General features: G+C 71.5%; 14 protein-coding genes. 2 read left to right on the forward strand and 12 right to left on the reverse strand.

What is annotated here, in order from left to right; translation table 11 throughout:
• Both AE652_RS17705 and AE652_RS17710 read left to right on the forward strand, forming a co-directional pair.
• Nucleotides 1–415 (forward strand): LytR C-terminal domain-containing protein (locus AE652_RS17705; RefSeq protein ID WP_049652538.1); only part of this gene is annotated, 415 nt, incomplete at its 5' end.
• 179 nt (nucleotides 416–594) lie between these two features.
• Nucleotides 595–984, forward strand: coding sequence for a VOC family protein (locus AE652_RS17710; RefSeq protein WP_049652540.1), 390 nt, complete (start codon nucleotides 595–597; stop codon nucleotides 982–984).
• A gap of 75 nt (nucleotides 985–1,059) precedes the next feature.
• Here the strand turns inward: AE652_RS17710 and AE652_RS17715 are convergent, their stop codons facing one another.
• The 12 genes from AE652_RS17715 to AE652_RS17770 all read right to left on the reverse strand — a co-directional run.
• Complete coding sequence (locus tag AE652_RS17715) at nucleotides 1,060–2,115, reverse strand: 2-oxoacid:ferredoxin oxidoreductase subunit beta (RefSeq protein ID WP_049652542.1); 1,056 nt, start codon at nucleotides 2,113–2,115, stop codon at nucleotides 1,060–1,062.
• Complete coding sequence (locus AE652_RS17720; RefSeq protein WP_049652544.1) at nucleotides 2,112–4,109, reverse strand: 2-oxoacid:acceptor oxidoreductase subunit alpha; 1,998 nt, start codon at nucleotides 4,107–4,109, stop codon at nucleotides 2,112–2,114. Before AE652_RS17720 ends, AE652_RS17715 begins: the two co-directional genes overlap by 4 nt.
• A gap of 277 nt (nucleotides 4,110–4,386) precedes the next feature.
• A complete protein-coding gene (locus AE652_RS17725; protein WP_049652547.1) occupies nucleotides 4,387–5,049 on the reverse strand; it encodes a response regulator transcription factor in 663 nt (220 codons plus the stop codon).
• 182 nt (nucleotides 5,050–5,231) lie between these two features.
• Nucleotides 5,232–6,242, reverse strand: a complete 1,011-nt coding sequence (locus AE652_RS17730; RefSeq protein ID WP_049652569.1) for a polyprenyl synthetase family protein — start codon at nucleotides 6,240–6,242, stop codon at nucleotides 5,232–5,234.
• Nucleotides 6,243–6,553: 311 nt separating this feature from the next.
• Nucleotides 6,554–8,191 carry an NADH-quinone oxidoreductase subunit NuoN gene (nuoN, locus tag AE652_RS17735; RefSeq protein ID WP_049652549.1) on the reverse strand — a complete coding sequence of 546 codons (1,638 nt, stop codon included), beginning with the start codon at nucleotides 8,189–8,191 and terminating at the stop codon, nucleotides 6,554–6,556.
• On the reverse strand, nucleotides 8,188–9,807 hold the full coding sequence (locus AE652_RS17740) for an NADH-quinone oxidoreductase subunit M (RefSeq protein ID WP_049652553.1): 1,620 nt from the start codon (nucleotides 9,805–9,807) through the stop codon (nucleotides 8,188–8,190). The genes nuoN and AE652_RS17740 overlap by 4 nt, the downstream gene beginning before the upstream one ends.
• Nucleotides 9,808–9,841: 34 nt before the next feature.
• Nucleotides 9,842–11,737, reverse strand: coding sequence for an NADH-quinone oxidoreductase subunit L (gene nuoL, locus AE652_RS17745; RefSeq protein WP_049652555.1), 1,896 nt, complete (start codon nucleotides 11,735–11,737; stop codon nucleotides 9,842–9,844).
• 14 nt (nucleotides 11,738–11,751) lie between these two features.
• A complete protein-coding gene (gene nuoK, locus AE652_RS17750; protein ID WP_049652557.1) occupies nucleotides 11,752–12,051 on the reverse strand; it encodes an NADH-quinone oxidoreductase subunit NuoK in 300 nt (99 codons plus the stop codon).
• On the reverse strand, nucleotides 12,048–12,989 hold the full coding sequence (locus AE652_RS17755; protein WP_199823104.1) for an NADH-quinone oxidoreductase subunit J: 942 nt from the start codon (nucleotides 12,987–12,989) through the stop codon (nucleotides 12,048–12,050). Before AE652_RS17755 ends, nuoK begins: the two co-directional genes overlap by 4 nt.
• Entirely contained in the window at nucleotides 12,986–13,594 is a 609-nt protein-coding gene (nuoI, locus tag AE652_RS17760; protein ID WP_049652559.1) for an NADH-quinone oxidoreductase subunit NuoI, read from the reverse strand. The genes AE652_RS17755 and nuoI overlap by 4 nt, the downstream gene beginning before the upstream one ends.
• 6 nt (nucleotides 13,595–13,600) lie before the next feature.
• Nucleotides 13,601–14,956 carry an NADH-quinone oxidoreductase subunit NuoH gene (nuoH, locus tag AE652_RS17765; RefSeq protein WP_049652561.1) on the reverse strand — a complete coding sequence of 452 codons (1,356 nt, stop codon included), beginning with the start codon at nucleotides 14,954–14,956 and terminating at the stop codon, nucleotides 13,601–13,603.
• On the reverse strand, nucleotides 14,953–15,877 hold a 925-nt coding region (locus AE652_RS17770; protein WP_049652565.1), incomplete at its 5' end, for a molybdopterin dinucleotide binding domain-containing protein. The genes nuoH and AE652_RS17770, both read right to left, overlap by 4 nt.

The following is a 15,877-nucleotide window of genomic DNA, read 5'->3' on the forward strand; positions in this document are numbered from 1 at the left end:
CGCCACCACGCCCCCGGCCGCCGCCGGGCCGGTCACCGTGGACGTCTTCAACGCCTCCTCCGCGGCCGGGGTCACCTCCGCCGAGGAGGCCAAGGCGCTGGCCGGCCTGGGCTTCAAGGAGGGCCGCACCGGCTCGGCCGCCACCCGGCCGAAGACCACCACCGTCACCTACGGCAAGGGCGCCAAGGAGGCCGCCGAGCAGGTCGCGACCCGCTACGGCGTGACCGCCACCGCGTCCGCCGCCACCGCCGCCGACCACGTCGTCGTCACCCTCGGCACCGGCTTCACCGGCGTCGCCGCCGACAAGCCCGCCGCCCCCGCCGGCGGCGCCCCGGCCGACCCGGCCGCCAACCTGCCGATGCAGGGCCCGGCCGTCGACGCCCAGTCCGACGGCGGCATCCCCTGCGTCTACTGACGCGCGCCGCACCGGCCTCGCCGACCTCCTGAGGGAGGCTCCCCCGCCCGGGGAGCCTCCCTCCGTCGTTTCCGGCCCCTTCCCGGATTCCGCGGAGACCCCTGGCGCAATTCTCCGTACTATGTATAGTGTACTGCGTACGGGATAACCGCGCGATGCCGACGAGAGGGTTCTCCGCCTTGCAGATCACCACGACCGCCGTCTCCCTGACCGTCGAGGACGTCACCACCTCCGCCGCCTTCCTCCAGCGGCACTTCGGCTACACCGAGCAGATGTCGGCCGACGGCTTCGTCTCGCTCGCGCACCCGGGCGGCGGGGTCAATGTCGTCTACCTGCGGCGCGGCCTCGAAGTCCTGCCCGAGGACCAGCGCCACCGGATCGCGGACGGCGTGATCCTGGCGTTCGTCGTCGAGGACATCGCCGCCGAGGAGCGGCGGCTGCGCGAGGAGGGGGTCGTGATCACCCTGCCGCTGCGCGAGGAGCCGTGGGGCGAGAAGCTCTTCCAGGTCGTCGACCCGAACGGGGTGGTCGTCGAACTGGTCGAGTGGGCCGAGCGGCAGGAGCAGTAGGAGCAGGCGACGACGACGCCCCCCTGTCCGTCGGGACAGGGGGGCGTCGCTCGCTCCGACGGGACGGTCGGACGGTCAGTCCACCGTCCAGGTGTCGTTGCCGGCGAGCAGCGTGGCCAGGTCGCCCGGGCCGCGCCCGTCGGTGGCGGTGGCCAGCTGGCTCGCCATCAGCTCGTCGTAGACCGGCCGTTCGACGCTGCGCAGCACGCCGATCGGCGTGTGGTGCAGGGTGTCCGCGTCGGCGATCCGGGAGAGCGCGAAGGCGGTGGCGGGGCTGGCCGCGTGCGCGTCGTGGACCAGGACGTCCGCCTCGTTGTCCGCCGTGACCGGGGCGGTGAACAGCTCGCCGTCCGGGCCCCGGAAGACGCCGTTCGCCAGGTCCGCGCCGAAGCGGGCGGCCTTCCCGTGCTCCAGCCGGATCAGCGCCTCGTCCCGGCTGCCCGGGTCCTTCAGTACCTCGAAGGCGCCGTCGTTGAAGATGTTGCAGTTCTGGTAGATCTCCACCAGCGCCGTGCCCTGGTGCTCGGCGGCCGCCCGCAGCACCGACTGGAGGTGCTGGCGGTCCGAGTCGATGGTGCGCGCGACGAAGGTGGCCTCGGCGCCGATCGCCAGCGACAGCGGGTTGAACGGCGCGTCCAGCGAGCCCATCGGGGTGGACTTGGTGATCTTGCCGAGCTCGCTGGTGGGCGAGTACTGGCCCTTGGTGAGGCCGTAGATACGGTTGTTGAACAACAGGATCTTCAAATTGACGTTCCGCCGCAGGGCGTGGATCAGGTGGTTGCCGCCGATCGACAGCGCGTCGCCGTCACCCGTCACCACCCAGACGCTCAGGTCCTGGCGCGAGGTGGCCAGCCCGGTCGCGATCGCCGGCGCCCGGCCGTGGATCGAGTGCACCCCGTAGGTGTTCATGTAGTACGGGAAACGCGAGGAGCAGCCGATGCCGGAGACGAACACCGTGTTCTCGCGCCTGATGCCCAGCTCCGGCATGAAGGACTGCACCGCCGCCAGGATCGCGTAGTCCCCGCAGCCCGGGCACCAGCGCACCTCCTGGTCGGTCTTGAAGTCCCGGGCGCTCTGCGGGCCTTCGGCCTTGGGCACCAGTCGCAGGGACGGGAAGCCGCTCTCGCTCATCGGTTGTCCTCCTCGTCCAGGGTGCCGATCGCGGCCCACAGCACGTCCGCCAACTGGGCCGCCTTGAAGGGCAGTCCGCGCACCTGGTTGTAGGACTCGGCGTCCACCAGGTACTTCGCCCGCAGCAGCAGGGCCAGCTGCCCCAGGTTCATCTCGGGAACGATGATCTTCTCGTAACTCCGCAGCACCGAGCCCAGGTTGGCCGGGAACGGGTTGAGGTTGCGCAGGTGCGCCTGGGCGACCTCGCCGCCGTCCGCGCGCACCCGGCGCACCGCGGCGGTGATCGGCCCGTACGTCGAGCCCCAGCCGAGCACCAGCACCCGGGCGTCGCCGCTCGGGTCGTCCACCTCGACCGGCTTCACCGTGATGCCGTCGACCTTGGCCTGCCGGGTGCGGACCATGAAGTCGTGGTTGGCCGGGTCGTAGGAGATGTTGCCGGTGCCGTCCTGCTTCTCGATGCCGCCGATCCGGTGCTCCAGGCCGGGCGTACCGGGCAGCGCCCAGGGCCTGGCCAGGGTCCGCGGATCGCGCAGGTACGGCCAGAAGGCGCCGTCCTCGCGGTTCGGGCCGGTGGCGAACTCCGGGTCGATCTCCGGCAGTTCGTCGACCTCGGGGATCCGCCAGGGCTCCGATCCGTTGGCCAGGTAGCCGTCCGAGAGCAGGAACACCGGGGTGCGGTAGGTGACCGCGATCCGGGCCGCCTCCAGCGCCGCGTCGAAGCACTCCGCGGGCGTGGCCGGGGCGACGATCGGCACCGGCGCCTCGCCGTTGCGCCCGAACATCGCCTGCAGCAGGTCCGCCTGCTCGGTCTTGGTCGGCAGGCCGGTGGACGGGCCGCCGCGCTGGATGTCCACGACCAGCAGCGGCAGTTCGAGCGAGACGGCCAGGCCGATCGTCTCGGACTTCAGCGCGACACCAGGCCCGGAGGTGGTGGTCACCCCGAGCGCCCCGCCGAAGGCGGCGCCGAGCGCCGCGCCGACACCGGCGATCTCGTCCTCCGCCTGGAAGGTGCGCACCCCGAAGTCCTTGTGCCGGCTCAGCTCGTGCAGGATGTCCGAGGCCGGGGTGATCGGGTACGAGCCCAGGTACAGCGGGAGGCCGGAGCGCCGCGAGGCGGCGATCAGCCCGTAGGACAGCGCCAGGTTGCCGGAGATGTTGCGGTAGCGCCCGGCCGGGAGCCTGGCCGGCGGCACCTCGTAGGAGACGGCGAAGGACTCGGTGGTCTCGCCGAAGTTCCAGCCCGCCCGGAAGGCGGTGATGTTCGCCTCGGCGATCTGCGGCTTCTTGGCGAACTTGGTGCGCAGGAACGACTCCGTCCCGTGCGTGGGCCGGTGGTACATCCAGGACAGCAGGCCCAGGGCGAACATGTTCTTCGCCCGCTCGGCGTCCTTGCGGGCCAGGCCGCTGTCCTTGAGCGCCTCCAGGGTCAGCGTGGTCAGCGGCACCTTGTGCAGGTGGAAGCCGTCCAGCGAGCCGTCGCCCAGCGGGTCCGCCGGGTAACCGACCTTGGCCAGCGCCCGCTTGGTGAACTCGTCGGTGTTGACGATGATCTCGGCACCGCGCGGCAGGTCCGGCACGTTCGCCTTCAGCGCGGCCGGGTTCATCGCGACCAGCACGTTCGGGGCGTCGCCCGGGGTCAGGATGTCGTGGTCCGCGAAGTGCAGTTGGAAGGACGAGACGCCCGGCAGGGTGCCGGCGGGCGCCCGGATCTCGGCCGGGAAGTTCGGCAGCGTGGACAGGTCGTTGCCGAAGGACGCCGTCTCCGAGGTGAAACGGTCACCGGTCAGCTGCATGCCGTCACCGGAGTCGCCGGCGAAGCGAATGATCACCCGATCGAGTCTGCGGATGGGCTTGCCCGGCTTCACCGGAGGGCCGCCCGGGCCGGGCGGTCCGGCGGACGCGTCCGCACCCGCGTGCGCGTCTCCGCTCCCGGCGCGGGCCTCGTCGCCGTCCGGGCCGTCCACTGCCTCTGACTGATCGACCTGACTGGTCACTGCCGCGGACCTCCTCGTGGGCGCACCACCGCGGGCGCGGCCCCGTGCCCCGTCCGCCTGGTGCACCTCTCGCATCCTATGCGGGCCGACCCGACGGCGACCGGAAGCACGGCAGTTATTTCACCGGCCCGCGGCTGCACCGCACATGAACGTCAACGCCCGCCCGCCGGAGATCATTCCGGCTCGGACGGGCGGGCGCGAGCACCTCACGGGCGCATGGCCGAGATGCGCTCCCGGGGGCGCGCCCCGGGCGCCGGGGCGACGGAACCGGAGGGCGTCAGGAGTTGAGGTAGGTGAGCACGGCCAGCACCCGGCGGTGGTCCTCGGCGCTCTGAGCCAGTCCCAGCTTGAGGAAGATGTTGCTGACGTGCTTCTCCACTGCGCCGTCGGAGACCACCAGCTGCTTGGCCACCGCGGCGTTGGTGCGGCCCTCCGCCATCAGCCCGAGCACCTCGCGCTCGCGCGGCGTGAGATTGGCCAGAACGTCGCCCTTGCGGCTGCGGCTGAGGAGCTGCTGCACCACCTCCGGGTCCAGCGCGGTGCCGCCCTCGGCGACCCGGACCACCGCGTCGGCGAACTCGCGCACCTCGGCGACCCGGTCCTTCAGCAGGTACCCCACGCCCCGGGTCGAGCCGGCCAGCAGCTCCGAGGCGTAGCGCTCCTCCACGAACTGCGACAGCACCAGCACACCCAGCTGCGGGTAACGGGCGCGCAGTTCCACGCAGGCGCGCAGGCCCTCGTCGGTGTGGTTCGGGGGCATCCGCACGTCGGAGACCACGACGTCCGGCAGGGCGTCGGCGGCGGCCAGGTCGTGGATGGTCTTCACCAGGGCGTCTCCGTCACCGACCCCGGCGACGACCTCCAGGCCGCGATCGGTGAGCAGCCGGGTCAGCCCCTCCCTGAGCAGTACGGAGTCCTCGGCGATGACGACGCGACGCATAACGACCTTCCGGGCAGGCGTGTGCTGACGGAAGTCAGTCTCCCCCATCCCGGGGCGGGCGGAGGGTCCGGGACGGGCCACCTCTCGGCCCGGCCCGGACGGCTCCCGGCGGCCCCGCCCGGAGCGGGGTCCCCCATCGTGCGGGGCCTCACCCGGAGCGGGGTCCTCCCCGGAGCGGGGTCTCACATCGTGCGGATCGCCACCGCGTCGCAGAGGCCCTCCAGGGCGGCCTTCGCGGCGCAGTCCGGCAGCGGCGCGAGCAACGCCCGGGCCTCCTCGGCCCGGCGCAGGGTCTCGGCGCGGGCGCGCTCCAGCGCGGGGTGGGCCCGCAGCAGGCGCAGCGCCTCCGCGTGCAGGTCGTCGTCGGAGAGGTCCTGGTCGAGCAGTTCGCGCAGCCGGGCGTCATCCGGGTCGGCCGGGTCGGCGGGCATCTGCTGCAGCAGCAGGGTCGGCAGGGTCGGCACGCCCTCGCGCAGGTCGGTGCCGGGGGTCTTGCCGGACTCGTGGCCGTCGCTGGCGATGTCGAGCACGTCGTCGGCCAACTGGAAGGCGATGCCGATCCGCTCGCCGAACTCGCCGAGGGTGTCCACCAGCTCGCGCTCGGCACCGGCCATCAGCGCTCCTATCCGGCAGGAGACGGCGATCAGCGAGCCGGTCTTGCCCTCCAGGACGTCCAGGTAGTGCAGCAGCGGGTCCATGTCCTGGCCCGGGCCGCGGGTCTCCAGGATCTGGCCGGTGACCAGCCGCTCGAAGGCCTCGGCCTGCATCCGCACGGCCTCCGGGCCGAGGTCGGAGAGCACCTGGGAGGCGCGGGAGAACAGGAAGTCGCCGGTGAGGATGGCGACCGAGTTGTCCCAGCGGGAGTTGGCGCTCGGGGCGCCCCGGCGCACCGGCGCCTCGTCCATGACGTCGTCGTGGTAGAGCGTGGCCAGGTGGGTCAGTTCGACCACCACGGCGGCGGGCACCACGCCGGGCGCCCCCGGGTCGCCGAACTGGGCGGCCAGCAGCAGGAGCAGCGGGCGGAAGCGCTTGCCGCCGGCCTCGAGGAGGTGACTGGCGGTGACGGTGATGAAGGGGACGTCGCTCTTGACGGCCTCACCGAGCGCCGCCTCCACAGCGTCCAGTCCGGCCTGGACGTCCCGGGTCAGGTCGCGGTCCTGCACGCTGAGCCCGAAGGGTTCCACGACGGTCACGAAGACCACTCCTCTGTCCCTGGTCGATCTAGCGGCCTGGTCCCTGAGTGCCGCCGCTGGCCATACAGGCAGGGTATCCGGTCGCGAGTGGATCACTGCACGGGCGTGCGGATCCTGTCATGATCGGGCTTGATGCCCTGGTCAGGGCGGCTGCGCGGGCCGGACGGCGGTGGGGGCGAATTCGGCTGGTAATAAAGGTGGGAGAGCCCCCGGAACTCCCCCGGCCCCGGCACCCGACACAGACCCGTCCGGGCCGCGCGGGCTGAGCGCGGCCCGGACGGGGCCCTGGTCGGAGGCGGTGGGCGTAAAGGTCAGCGCACGAACAGCGAGGCCTTGGAGGCGAGGTCGAGGAAGTACTGCGGCAGCAGTCCGAGACCCAGCGTGACCAGCACCCCCACCCCGATCGCGGTCGCCGTGAAGGCGCTCGGCACCGCCACCGTGGGGCCCCCCGGCTGGGGGTCCGAGAAGAACATCAGCACGATGACCCGGATGTAGAAGAACGCGGCCACCGCCGAGCTCAGCACACCGACCACCACCAGCGGGGTCGCCCCGCCGCTGGCCGCGGCCTGGAACACCGCGAACTTCCCGGTGAACCCGGAGGTCAGCGGAATCCCGGCGAAGGCCAGCAGGAACAGCGCGAACACCGCCGCCACCAGCGGCGAGCGCCGCCCGAGCCCGGCCCAGCTGGACAGGTGGGTCGCCTCGCCCTTGGAGTCGCGCACCAGCGTCACCACCGCGAACGCGCCGAGCGTCACGAAGGAGTACGCCAGCAGGTAGAACAGCACCGAGGAGATGCCCTGCTTGTTGACGGCGATCACGCCGGTCAGGATGAACCCCGCGTGCGCGATCGAGGAGTACGCCAGCAGGCGCTTGACGTCCTGCTGGGTCACCGCGAGCACCGCGCCCACCACCATGGTGAGGATCGCGACGCCCCACATCACCGGCCGCCAGTCCAGCCGCAGGCCCGGGAAGGCCACGTAGAACAGCCGCAGGAAGGCCCCGAAGGCCGCGACCTTGGTGGCCGCCGCCATGAAACCGGTCACCGGGGTCGGCGCGCCCTGGTAGACGTCCGGGGTCCAGGAGTGGAAGGGCACCGCGGCGACCTTGAACAGCAGGCCGACCGCCAGCATCGCCAGGCCGGTCAGCACCAGCGCGTCGCTCTGGGTGGTGCTCAGCTGCGCGGGGGTGGTCATCGCCTTGCCGGAGATGACGTCCCCGATGTCGCCGAGCTTCACGCTGCCCGCGTAGCCGTACAGCAGCGCGGTGCCGAACAGGAAGAACGCCGAGGCGAAGGCGCCGAGCAGGAAGTACTTGACCGCCGCCTCCTGGGAGAGCAGCCGACGGCGCCGGGCCAGCGCGCACAGCAGGTACAGCGGCAGCGAGAAGACCTCCAGCGCCACGAACATGGTCAGCAGGTCGTTGGCGGCGGGGAACAGCAGCATGCCGCCGACCGCGAACATGGTGAGCGGGAAGACCTCGCTGGTGGCGAAGCCGGCCCGGACCGCGGCCCGCTCCTGCTCGCCGCCGGGGGTGGCGGCGGCCTGGGCGGCGAAGGCGTCGGCGGGCAGGCCGCCGGCCTTGGGCTCCAGCCTCCGCTCGGCGTAGGTGAGCACCGCGACCACCGAGGCCAGCAGGATCACGCCCTGGAGGAACAGCGCCGGGCCGTCCATCGCGACGGACTCCATGGCCAGCAGGTCGATCCGGGTGAAGCCGTGGCTCTGCACGGCCAGCACCACCACGGCGACGAAGGCGCCGACCAGCCCGGCCAGGGCGAGCGTCACCTGGGTCCAGTGCCGGTACCGGCGGGGCACGAAGGCCTCCACCAGGACGCCGGCCACGGCGGCCGCGAACACCACGAGCATCGGGGAGAGCTGGCCGTACTCGATGTGCGGCGCCGGGATGCTGGGGGTGTTGCCGCCGGCGGCGGCGAGCACTGCGGTGGCACTCACTTCTGCTCACCTCCTGAGGTGGCGGCGACCGGGTGGGCCGGCGCCGGGTCGGTCTGGTGGACCTGCGAGAGCGTCGCGTTCACCGAGGGGTCGACCAGGTCGGTGAGCGGCTTCGGGTAGACGCCGAGCAGGATGGTCAGCGCCACCAGCGGGCCGACCACGGCGAGTTCGCGGGCCTTGAGGTCGGGCATCGTGCGCACCCCGTCCTTCACCGGGCCGGTCATGGTGCGCTGGTACAGCAGCAGGGCGTACAGCGCGGCCAGCACGATGCCGAAGGTGGCCACGATCCCGATCGCCGGGTAGCGGGTGAAGGTGCCCACCAGGACCAGGAACTCGCTGACGAACGGGGCCAGCCCGGGCAGCGACAGGGTGGCCAGACTGCCGATCAGGAACGTCCCGGCCAGCACCGGGGCGACCTTCTGCACGCCGCCGTAGTCGGCGATCAGCCGCGAGCCGCGACGGGAGATCAGGAAGCCGGCCACCAGCATCCACGCCGCCGTGGACAGGCCGTGGTTCACCATGTAGAGGGTGGCGCCGCTCTGGCCCTGGCTGGTCAGGGCGAAGACGCCCATGATGATGAAGCCGAAGTGCGAGATCGAGGCGTACGCCACCAGCCGCTTGATGTCCTTCTGGCCGATCGCCAGCAGCGCACCGTAGACGATCCCGATCAGCGCCAGGACCAGGATCGCCGGGGCGAAGGTCTTCGAGGCGTTCGGGAACAGCCCGAGGCAGAAGCGCAGCATCGCGAAGGTGCCGACCTTGTCCACCACCGCGGTGATCAGCACCGCGGTGCCGGCGGTGGACTCGCCCATCGCGTTCGGCAGCCAGGTGTGCAGCGGCCAGAGCGGGGCCTTCACCGCGAAGGCGAAGAAGAAGCCCAGGAACAGCGCCTTCTCGGCGGTGCCGGTCAGCTGGAGCCGGCCGTCGGCGATCGCCGAGGTCAGCGTCGGCAGGTCGAAGGTGCCGAAGCCCTGGTCCTGCGCCGTCACGTACAGGCCGATCACGGCGGCCAGCATCACCAGGCCGCCGAGCAGGTTGTAGAGCAGGAACTTCACGGCCGCGTAGGAGCGCTGACGCGCCGACTCGGGGCCGCCCGCCCGGTCGCCGAAGCCGCCGATCAGGAAGTACATCGGGATCAGCATGGCTTCGAAGAACACGTAGAACACGAAGACGTCGGTGGCGTAGAAGGAGACGACCACCATCGCCTCCACCGCCAGGATCAGGGCGAAGAAGGCCTGGGTGCGGCGCTTGTTCTCGAAGGTGCCGTCCGGCCCGGCCGGCGCCGGGTCGGCGTCGTGCCAGGAGGCGAGGATCACCAGCGGCACGAGCACGGCGGTGAGCAGGGCGAGCACCGCGCCGATGCCGTCCACGCCGAGCGAGAAGGTGATGCCGAAGGAGCGGATCCAGCTGTACGACTCGTTCAGCTGGAAGCGGGCGCCGTGCGGGTCGAACCGGGCCGCCACCACGGCGGCCAGCACCAGGGTGACGGCCGAGGCGCCCAGCGCGACGGCCTTGGTGGTCCTGCGCCGGCTCTCGGAGGACCCGGCGGGCAGCGCGGCCGCCAGCACCGCGCCGACCGCCGGGACGGCGCAGGTGGCGGTCAACAGAAAGCTCATGGCCTGCCCCCCCAACGGATATCAGGACGAGTCATCACGTGGACCTCATCAGGAGAGTCATGGCGACCAGCACCAGCGTGCCGCCGAACATGGAGAGCGCGTACGAGCGGACGTAGCCGTTCTGGACCCGCCGCAGCCGGCCGGAGAGCCCGCCGATCCCGGCGGCCAGGCCGTTGACCACGCCGTCCAGGCCGCGGCTGTCGAAGAAGACCAGCGCCGCGGCGAGCGCCGAGCCCGGCCGCACCAGCACCGCGTGGTTGAAGTCGTCCTGCAGCAGGTCGCGGCGGGCGGCCCGGGTGAGCGGGGAGCCGACCGGCGGCACCACCGGGACCGGCGAGCGCCCGTACACCAGGTACGCCAGGCCGACGCCGGCCAGCATGCAGGCCGTGGTCAGCAGGGTGACGGTCAGCGGGGCGAGCGGGGAGTTGCCCTCCTCGTGCCCGGTGACCGGCTCCAGCCACTTCAGGAAGGAGTCGTTGAAGGCGAACAGTCCGCCCGCGAAGACCGAGCCGAAGGCCAGCAGGACCATCGGGACGGTCATCGTCCGCGGCGACTCGTGCGGGTGCGGGGCGTTGCCCTCCGCGTCCGGCTGCCAGCGCTTCTCGCCGAAGAAGGTCAGCACCATGACCCTGGTCATGTAGAACGCGGTGACCGCCGCGCCGACCAGCGCGCACCCCCCGAGGATCCAGCCCTCGGTGCCGCCCTTGGCGAAGGCCGCCTCGATGATCTTGTCCTTGGAGAAGAAGCCGGACAGGCCCGGGAAGCCGATGATCGCCAGGTAGCCGAGACCGAAGGTGACGAAGGTGACCGGCATGTACTTCCGCAGGCCGCCGTAGTGACGCATGTTCACCTCGTCGTTCATGCCGTGCATGACCGACCCGGCGCCGAGGAACAGCCCGGCCTTGAAGAAGCCGTGGGTCACCAGGTGCATGATCGCGAAGGCGTAGCCGATCGGGCCGAGCCCGGCCGCCAGCACCATGTAGCCGATCTGCGACATCGTCGAGCCGGCCAGCGCCTTCTTGATGTCGTCCTTGGCGCAACCGACGATCGCACCGAACAGCAGCGTGACCGCGCCGACCACCACCACGGCGGTCTGCGCGTCCGGCGCCAGGTCGAAGACCGCCGAGGAGCGGGTGATCAGGTAGACGCCCGCGGTCACCATGGTGGCCGCGTGGATCAGCGCCGACACCGGGGTAGGGCCCTCCATCGCGTCCCCGAGCCAGGACTGCAGCGGCACCTGCGCCGACTTGCCGCAGGCCGCCAGCAGCAGCATCAGGCCGATCGCCGTCAGCTTGCCCTCGCTCGCCTGGTGGGCACCGCCGAAGACCGGGTCGAAGGCGAAGGAGCCGAACTCCGCGAACATCAGCATGATCGCGATGGACAGGCCCATGTCGCCGACCCGGTTGACGATGAAGGCCTTCTTCGCCGCCGTCGCCGCACTCGGCTTGTGCTGCCAGAAGCCGATCAGGAGGTACGAGGCCAGGCCCACGCCCTCCCAGCCGAAGTACAGCAGCAGGTAGTTGTCCGCGACCACCAGCAGCAGCATGGCCGCCAGGAACAGGTTCAGGTACGCGAAGAAGCGGCGGCGGCGCTCGTCGTGCGCCATGTAGCCGACCGAGTAGAGGTGGATCAGCGTGCCGACACCGGTGATCAGCAGGACGAAGGTCATCGACAGCTGGTCGAGCCGGAAGGAGATATCGGCCTGGAAGCCGTTCACCGGGATCCAGCTGAACAGGTGCCGGGTGACCGCCCGGTGCTCGGCGTCACGGCCGAGCATGTCCGAGAACAGGGCCAGGCCGAAGCCGAACGAGAGCGCCGCGAGCGCGGTGGCCAGCCAGTGGCCGAAGCGGTCCAGCGCCCGGCCGCCGAGCAGCAGCAGGGCGGCGCCCGCCAGTGGAGCCGCCACCAGCAGCGGAATGAGAGATTTCACCGAGGGCCCTCCGCCTACAGCTTCATCAGGTTGCTGTCGTCGACCGAAGCGGAGTGCCTGGTCCGGAAGATGGAGACGATGATGGCGAGGCCGACCACGACCTCGGCCGCCGCGACCACCATCGTGAAGAACGCGATGATCTGGCCGTCCAAGGTCCCGTGCAGCCGGGAGAAGGTCACCAGGGCGAGGTTCGAGGCGTTCAGCATCAGCTCCACGCACATGAACAGCACGATCGCGTTGCGTCGGACCAGCACCCCGGCCGCTCCGATGGTGAACAACAGGGCCGACAGGTAGAGGTAGTTGACCGGGTTCACTCCGCGCCCTCCTCGTCGGCCGGGTGCTTCACGTTGTTCGCCGGCACCGGCCCGCCGTTCGCCGGCAGCGGGGCGCCGTTGGCCGGCACCGGCTCCAGCGACTTGCGCGGGGCCTTCACGGCCGGCCGCTCCGAGGACGGACGGCCCAGCCAGTCCGCCGTGCTGTTCTCCAGCTCCGCCATCCGCCGCAGCATCGCCTGGCTGACGTCCCGGACCTGGCCGCGCTCGCGCAGCGTCGCCATCACCGAGTCCTCGGCGATCGTGCCGTCCGGCAGCAGCCCCGGCACGTCCACCGCGTTGTGCCGGGCGTACACGCCCGGCGCCGGCAGCGGCGGCAGCTGGATGTTGTCCACGACCCGCTGCGCCGCCAGCTCGCGCTGCGTCTTCGGCGCCTTCACGTGCTCCCGGTGGGTCAGCACCATCGCGCCGATCGCCGCGGTGATCAGCAGCGCGCCGGTGACCTCGAAGGCCCACACGTAGCGGGTGAAGATCAGCCGGGCCAGGCCCGGCACGTTGCCCTCGGCGTTCGCCTCGGACAGCCCGGTGAAGTGGTTCAGCTTCGCGTTGGCGATCCCGGCGATCAGCAGCACGCCGAAGCCCAGCCCGCACAGCGCCGCGGCGAACCGCTGGCCCTTCAGCTGCTCCTTCAGCGAGTCCTCGCCGGTGACGCCGACCAGCATCACCACGAACAGGAACAGCATCATGATCGCGCCGGTGTAGACCACGATCTGCACCACGCCCAGGAACACCGCGCCCTGGGCCATGTAACAGACCGCCAGCGCCATCATGGTGGCCGCCAGGCAGAGCGCGCTGTGCACGGCCTTGCGCATCAGCACCATGCCGAGCGCACCGCCGACCGCGATCACCGCGAGCACCCAGAACTGGACGGCCTCGCCCGTCGAGGTCGTCCCGGTCGCCTCCGCCAGCCGCGCGATCACTGCTGCACCTCCTTGTCCCGCTCGGTGCGCTCCTGCTGGACCGTCCCCGGCGCCGCCGCGGTGACCTCGCCCCGGTAGTACGCGCCCTCGTCGGTGCCCGGGAAGATCGCGTGCGGGGTGTCGACCATGCCCTCGGACAGGCCCACCAGCAGCTGCTCCTTGGTGAAGATGAGGTCCCGCCGGGAGGAGTCGGCCAGCTCGTACTCGTTGGTCATGGTCAGCGCCCTGGTCGGGCAGGCCTCGATGCACAGCCCGCAGAGGATGCAGCGGGCGTAGTTGATCTGGTACACCGCGCCGTAGCGCTCACCCGGGGAGTAGCGCTCCTCGTCCCGGTTGTCCGCGCCCTCCACGTAGATCGCGTCGGCCGGGCAGGCCCACGCGCACAGCTCGCAGCCGACGCACTTCTCCAGGCCGTCCGGGTGCCGGTTCAGCTGGTGGCGGCCGTGGAAGCGCGGAGCGGTGGGCTTCTTCTGCTCCGGGTACTGCTCGGTGAGCCGCTTCTTGAACATGGCCTTGAAGGTCACGCCGAAGCCGGCGGCCGGGCCGAGGATCGACGGACGGTCGCCCCGTTCGGCGTGGCCCGTTCGATCGGACTGGTCGGACATCTCGGTTCAGCTCCCTTCGGAATGGTCGGCCCCGTTGAGGGCGTCCTGGAGTTGCTTCGGGGCACGGCTGCGGCGGCGCGGCACCGGCGGGAGCACCTGGCCGGGCAGCGGCGGGACGGGGTAGCCGCCCGCCATCGGGTCGAACTCCCCCCCGTCCTTCGACCGGGCCGGGCCCGCACCGGGCGGGGCCTCCCCGGACTCCGGCTGCTTCCTCAGGAAGTCCCGCAGCAGCGCCAGCAGCAGCACCGCCCCGACCGGGGCGCCCACGTACAGCACCACCTGGCCGAAGCCGTAGCCCTCGTTGCGCAGCGCCCGCACGCTCGCGATCAGCACCAGCCACACCAGCGAGACCGGGATCAGCACCTTCCAGCCCAGCTTCATGAACTGGTCGTAGCGGAGCCGGGGCAGCGTGCCGCGCAGCCAGATGAAGAAGAACAGCAGCAGCTGGATCTTCAGCGTGATCCACAGCATCGGCCACCAGCCGTGGTTGGCGCCCTCCCAGAAGGTCGTCACCGGCCACGGGGCCCGCCAGCCGCCCAGGAAGAGGGTCGAGGCCACCGCCGAGACCGTCACCATGTTCACGTACTCGGCCAGCATGAACATCGCGAACTTCAGCGAGGAGTACTCGGTGTTGAAGCCGCCGACCAGCTCGCCCTCGGCCTCCGGCAGGTCGAACGGCGCCCGGTTGGTCTCGCCGACCATCGCGATGATGTAGACGATGAACGACACCGGCAGCAGCGCCGCGAACCAGGTCGGCTGCTGGTGCGCCACGATCTCCGAGGTCGACATCGAGCCCGAGTAGATGAACACCGCCGCGAAGGACAGGCCCATCGCGATCTCGTAGCTGATCATCTGCGCGGACGAGCGCAGCCCGCCCAGCAGCGGGTACGTCGAACCCGAGGACCAGCCGGCCAGCACGATGCCGTAGATGCCCACCGAGGCCGTCGCCAGGACGTACAGCAGCGCGACCGGGAAGTCCGTCAGCTGGAGCGGCGTACGGGTGCCGAAGATCGACACCTCGTTGCCGGCCGGACCGAACGGGATCACCGCGAAGGCCATGAACGCGGGGATGGCGCAGACGATCGGGGCCAGGATGTAGACCACCTTGTCCGAGCCCTTGACCACCAGGTCTTCCTTCAGCGCCAGCTTCACGCCGTCCGCCAGCGACTGCAGCAGGCCCCACGGGCCGTGCCGGTTGGGCCCGATGCGCAGCTGCATCCAGGCCACCACCTTGCGCTCCCAGACGATCGCGATCAGCACCGTCAGGACCAGGAAGGCGAAGCAGAACACCGCCTTCAGCAGCACCAGCCACCACGGGTCCTGCCCGAAGAAGTGGAGCGTCTCGTACGGCTGCGACGTCATCGGTCCTCCCCTGTGCCGTCGCCGGCGGTCTCGTCCGCGGCCCCGGGTTCGGAGCCGGCCCCGGGTTCGGGTCCGACTTCGGGTCCGGGTCCGACTTCGGGCTCGGGTTCGGGCTCGGGTTCCGACTCGGCCGCGGCGATCGTGACCAGGTGGCCGACGGTGGTGCCGAGCGCGCGGTGGGCACCGCCCGGCGTGGAGTCCAGCGGGACCCAGACCGTGCGGTCCGGGATCGAGTCGGTGACCTCCAGCGGCAGGGTCAGCGATCCGGCCGGACCGGTCAGCCGCAGCTCCTCGGCCGCCTCGGCGCCGATCTCCTTGGCCGTCTCCGCCGAGATCCGGGCCACCGCCCGGTGCCGGGTGCCCGCCAGGTGCGGGTCCCCCTGCTGCAGCACGCCGTTGTCCAGCAGCAGGCGCCAACCCGCCAGCACCGCCTGGCCGGTGGCCGGTCGGGGCAGCAGGCCCGGGTGCGCCGCCGGGTCGGCCGTGCGGTCGCCCTCCCAGGGGGCGAAGCGGTCCAGCTCCAGCCGGGCCGCCCGGACGTCCGGCAGGCCCAGCCGGTGGCCCAGCGTGTCGGCCAGCATGCCCAGCACCCGCAGGTCCGGCTGGAGGTGACGGCCCATCTGCTGGTCCGGCTTGAGCGCCGACTCGAACATCCGCACCCGGCCCTCCCAGTCCAGGAAGGTGCCGGCCTTCTCCGCCACCGCCGCCACCGGCAGCACCACGTCGGCCCGCGCCGTCACCGCCGAGGGCCGCAGCTCCAGCGACACCAGGAACGGCACCGCCGCCAGCGCCTCGTCGGCCAGCGCCGGATCCGGCAGGTCGTCCGGGTCCACGCCGCCGACCAGCAGCGCGTCCAACTCGCCCGCCACGGCCGCCGCCAGGATCCCGTCGGTGTCCCGGCCCGGCCGGGACGGCGGCTCG

Origin of the sequence: Kitasatospora sp. MY 5-36, assembly GCF_001182915.1 — a bacterium.
Lineage (GTDB): Bacteria > Actinomycetota > Actinomycetes > Streptomycetales > Streptomycetaceae > Kitasatospora.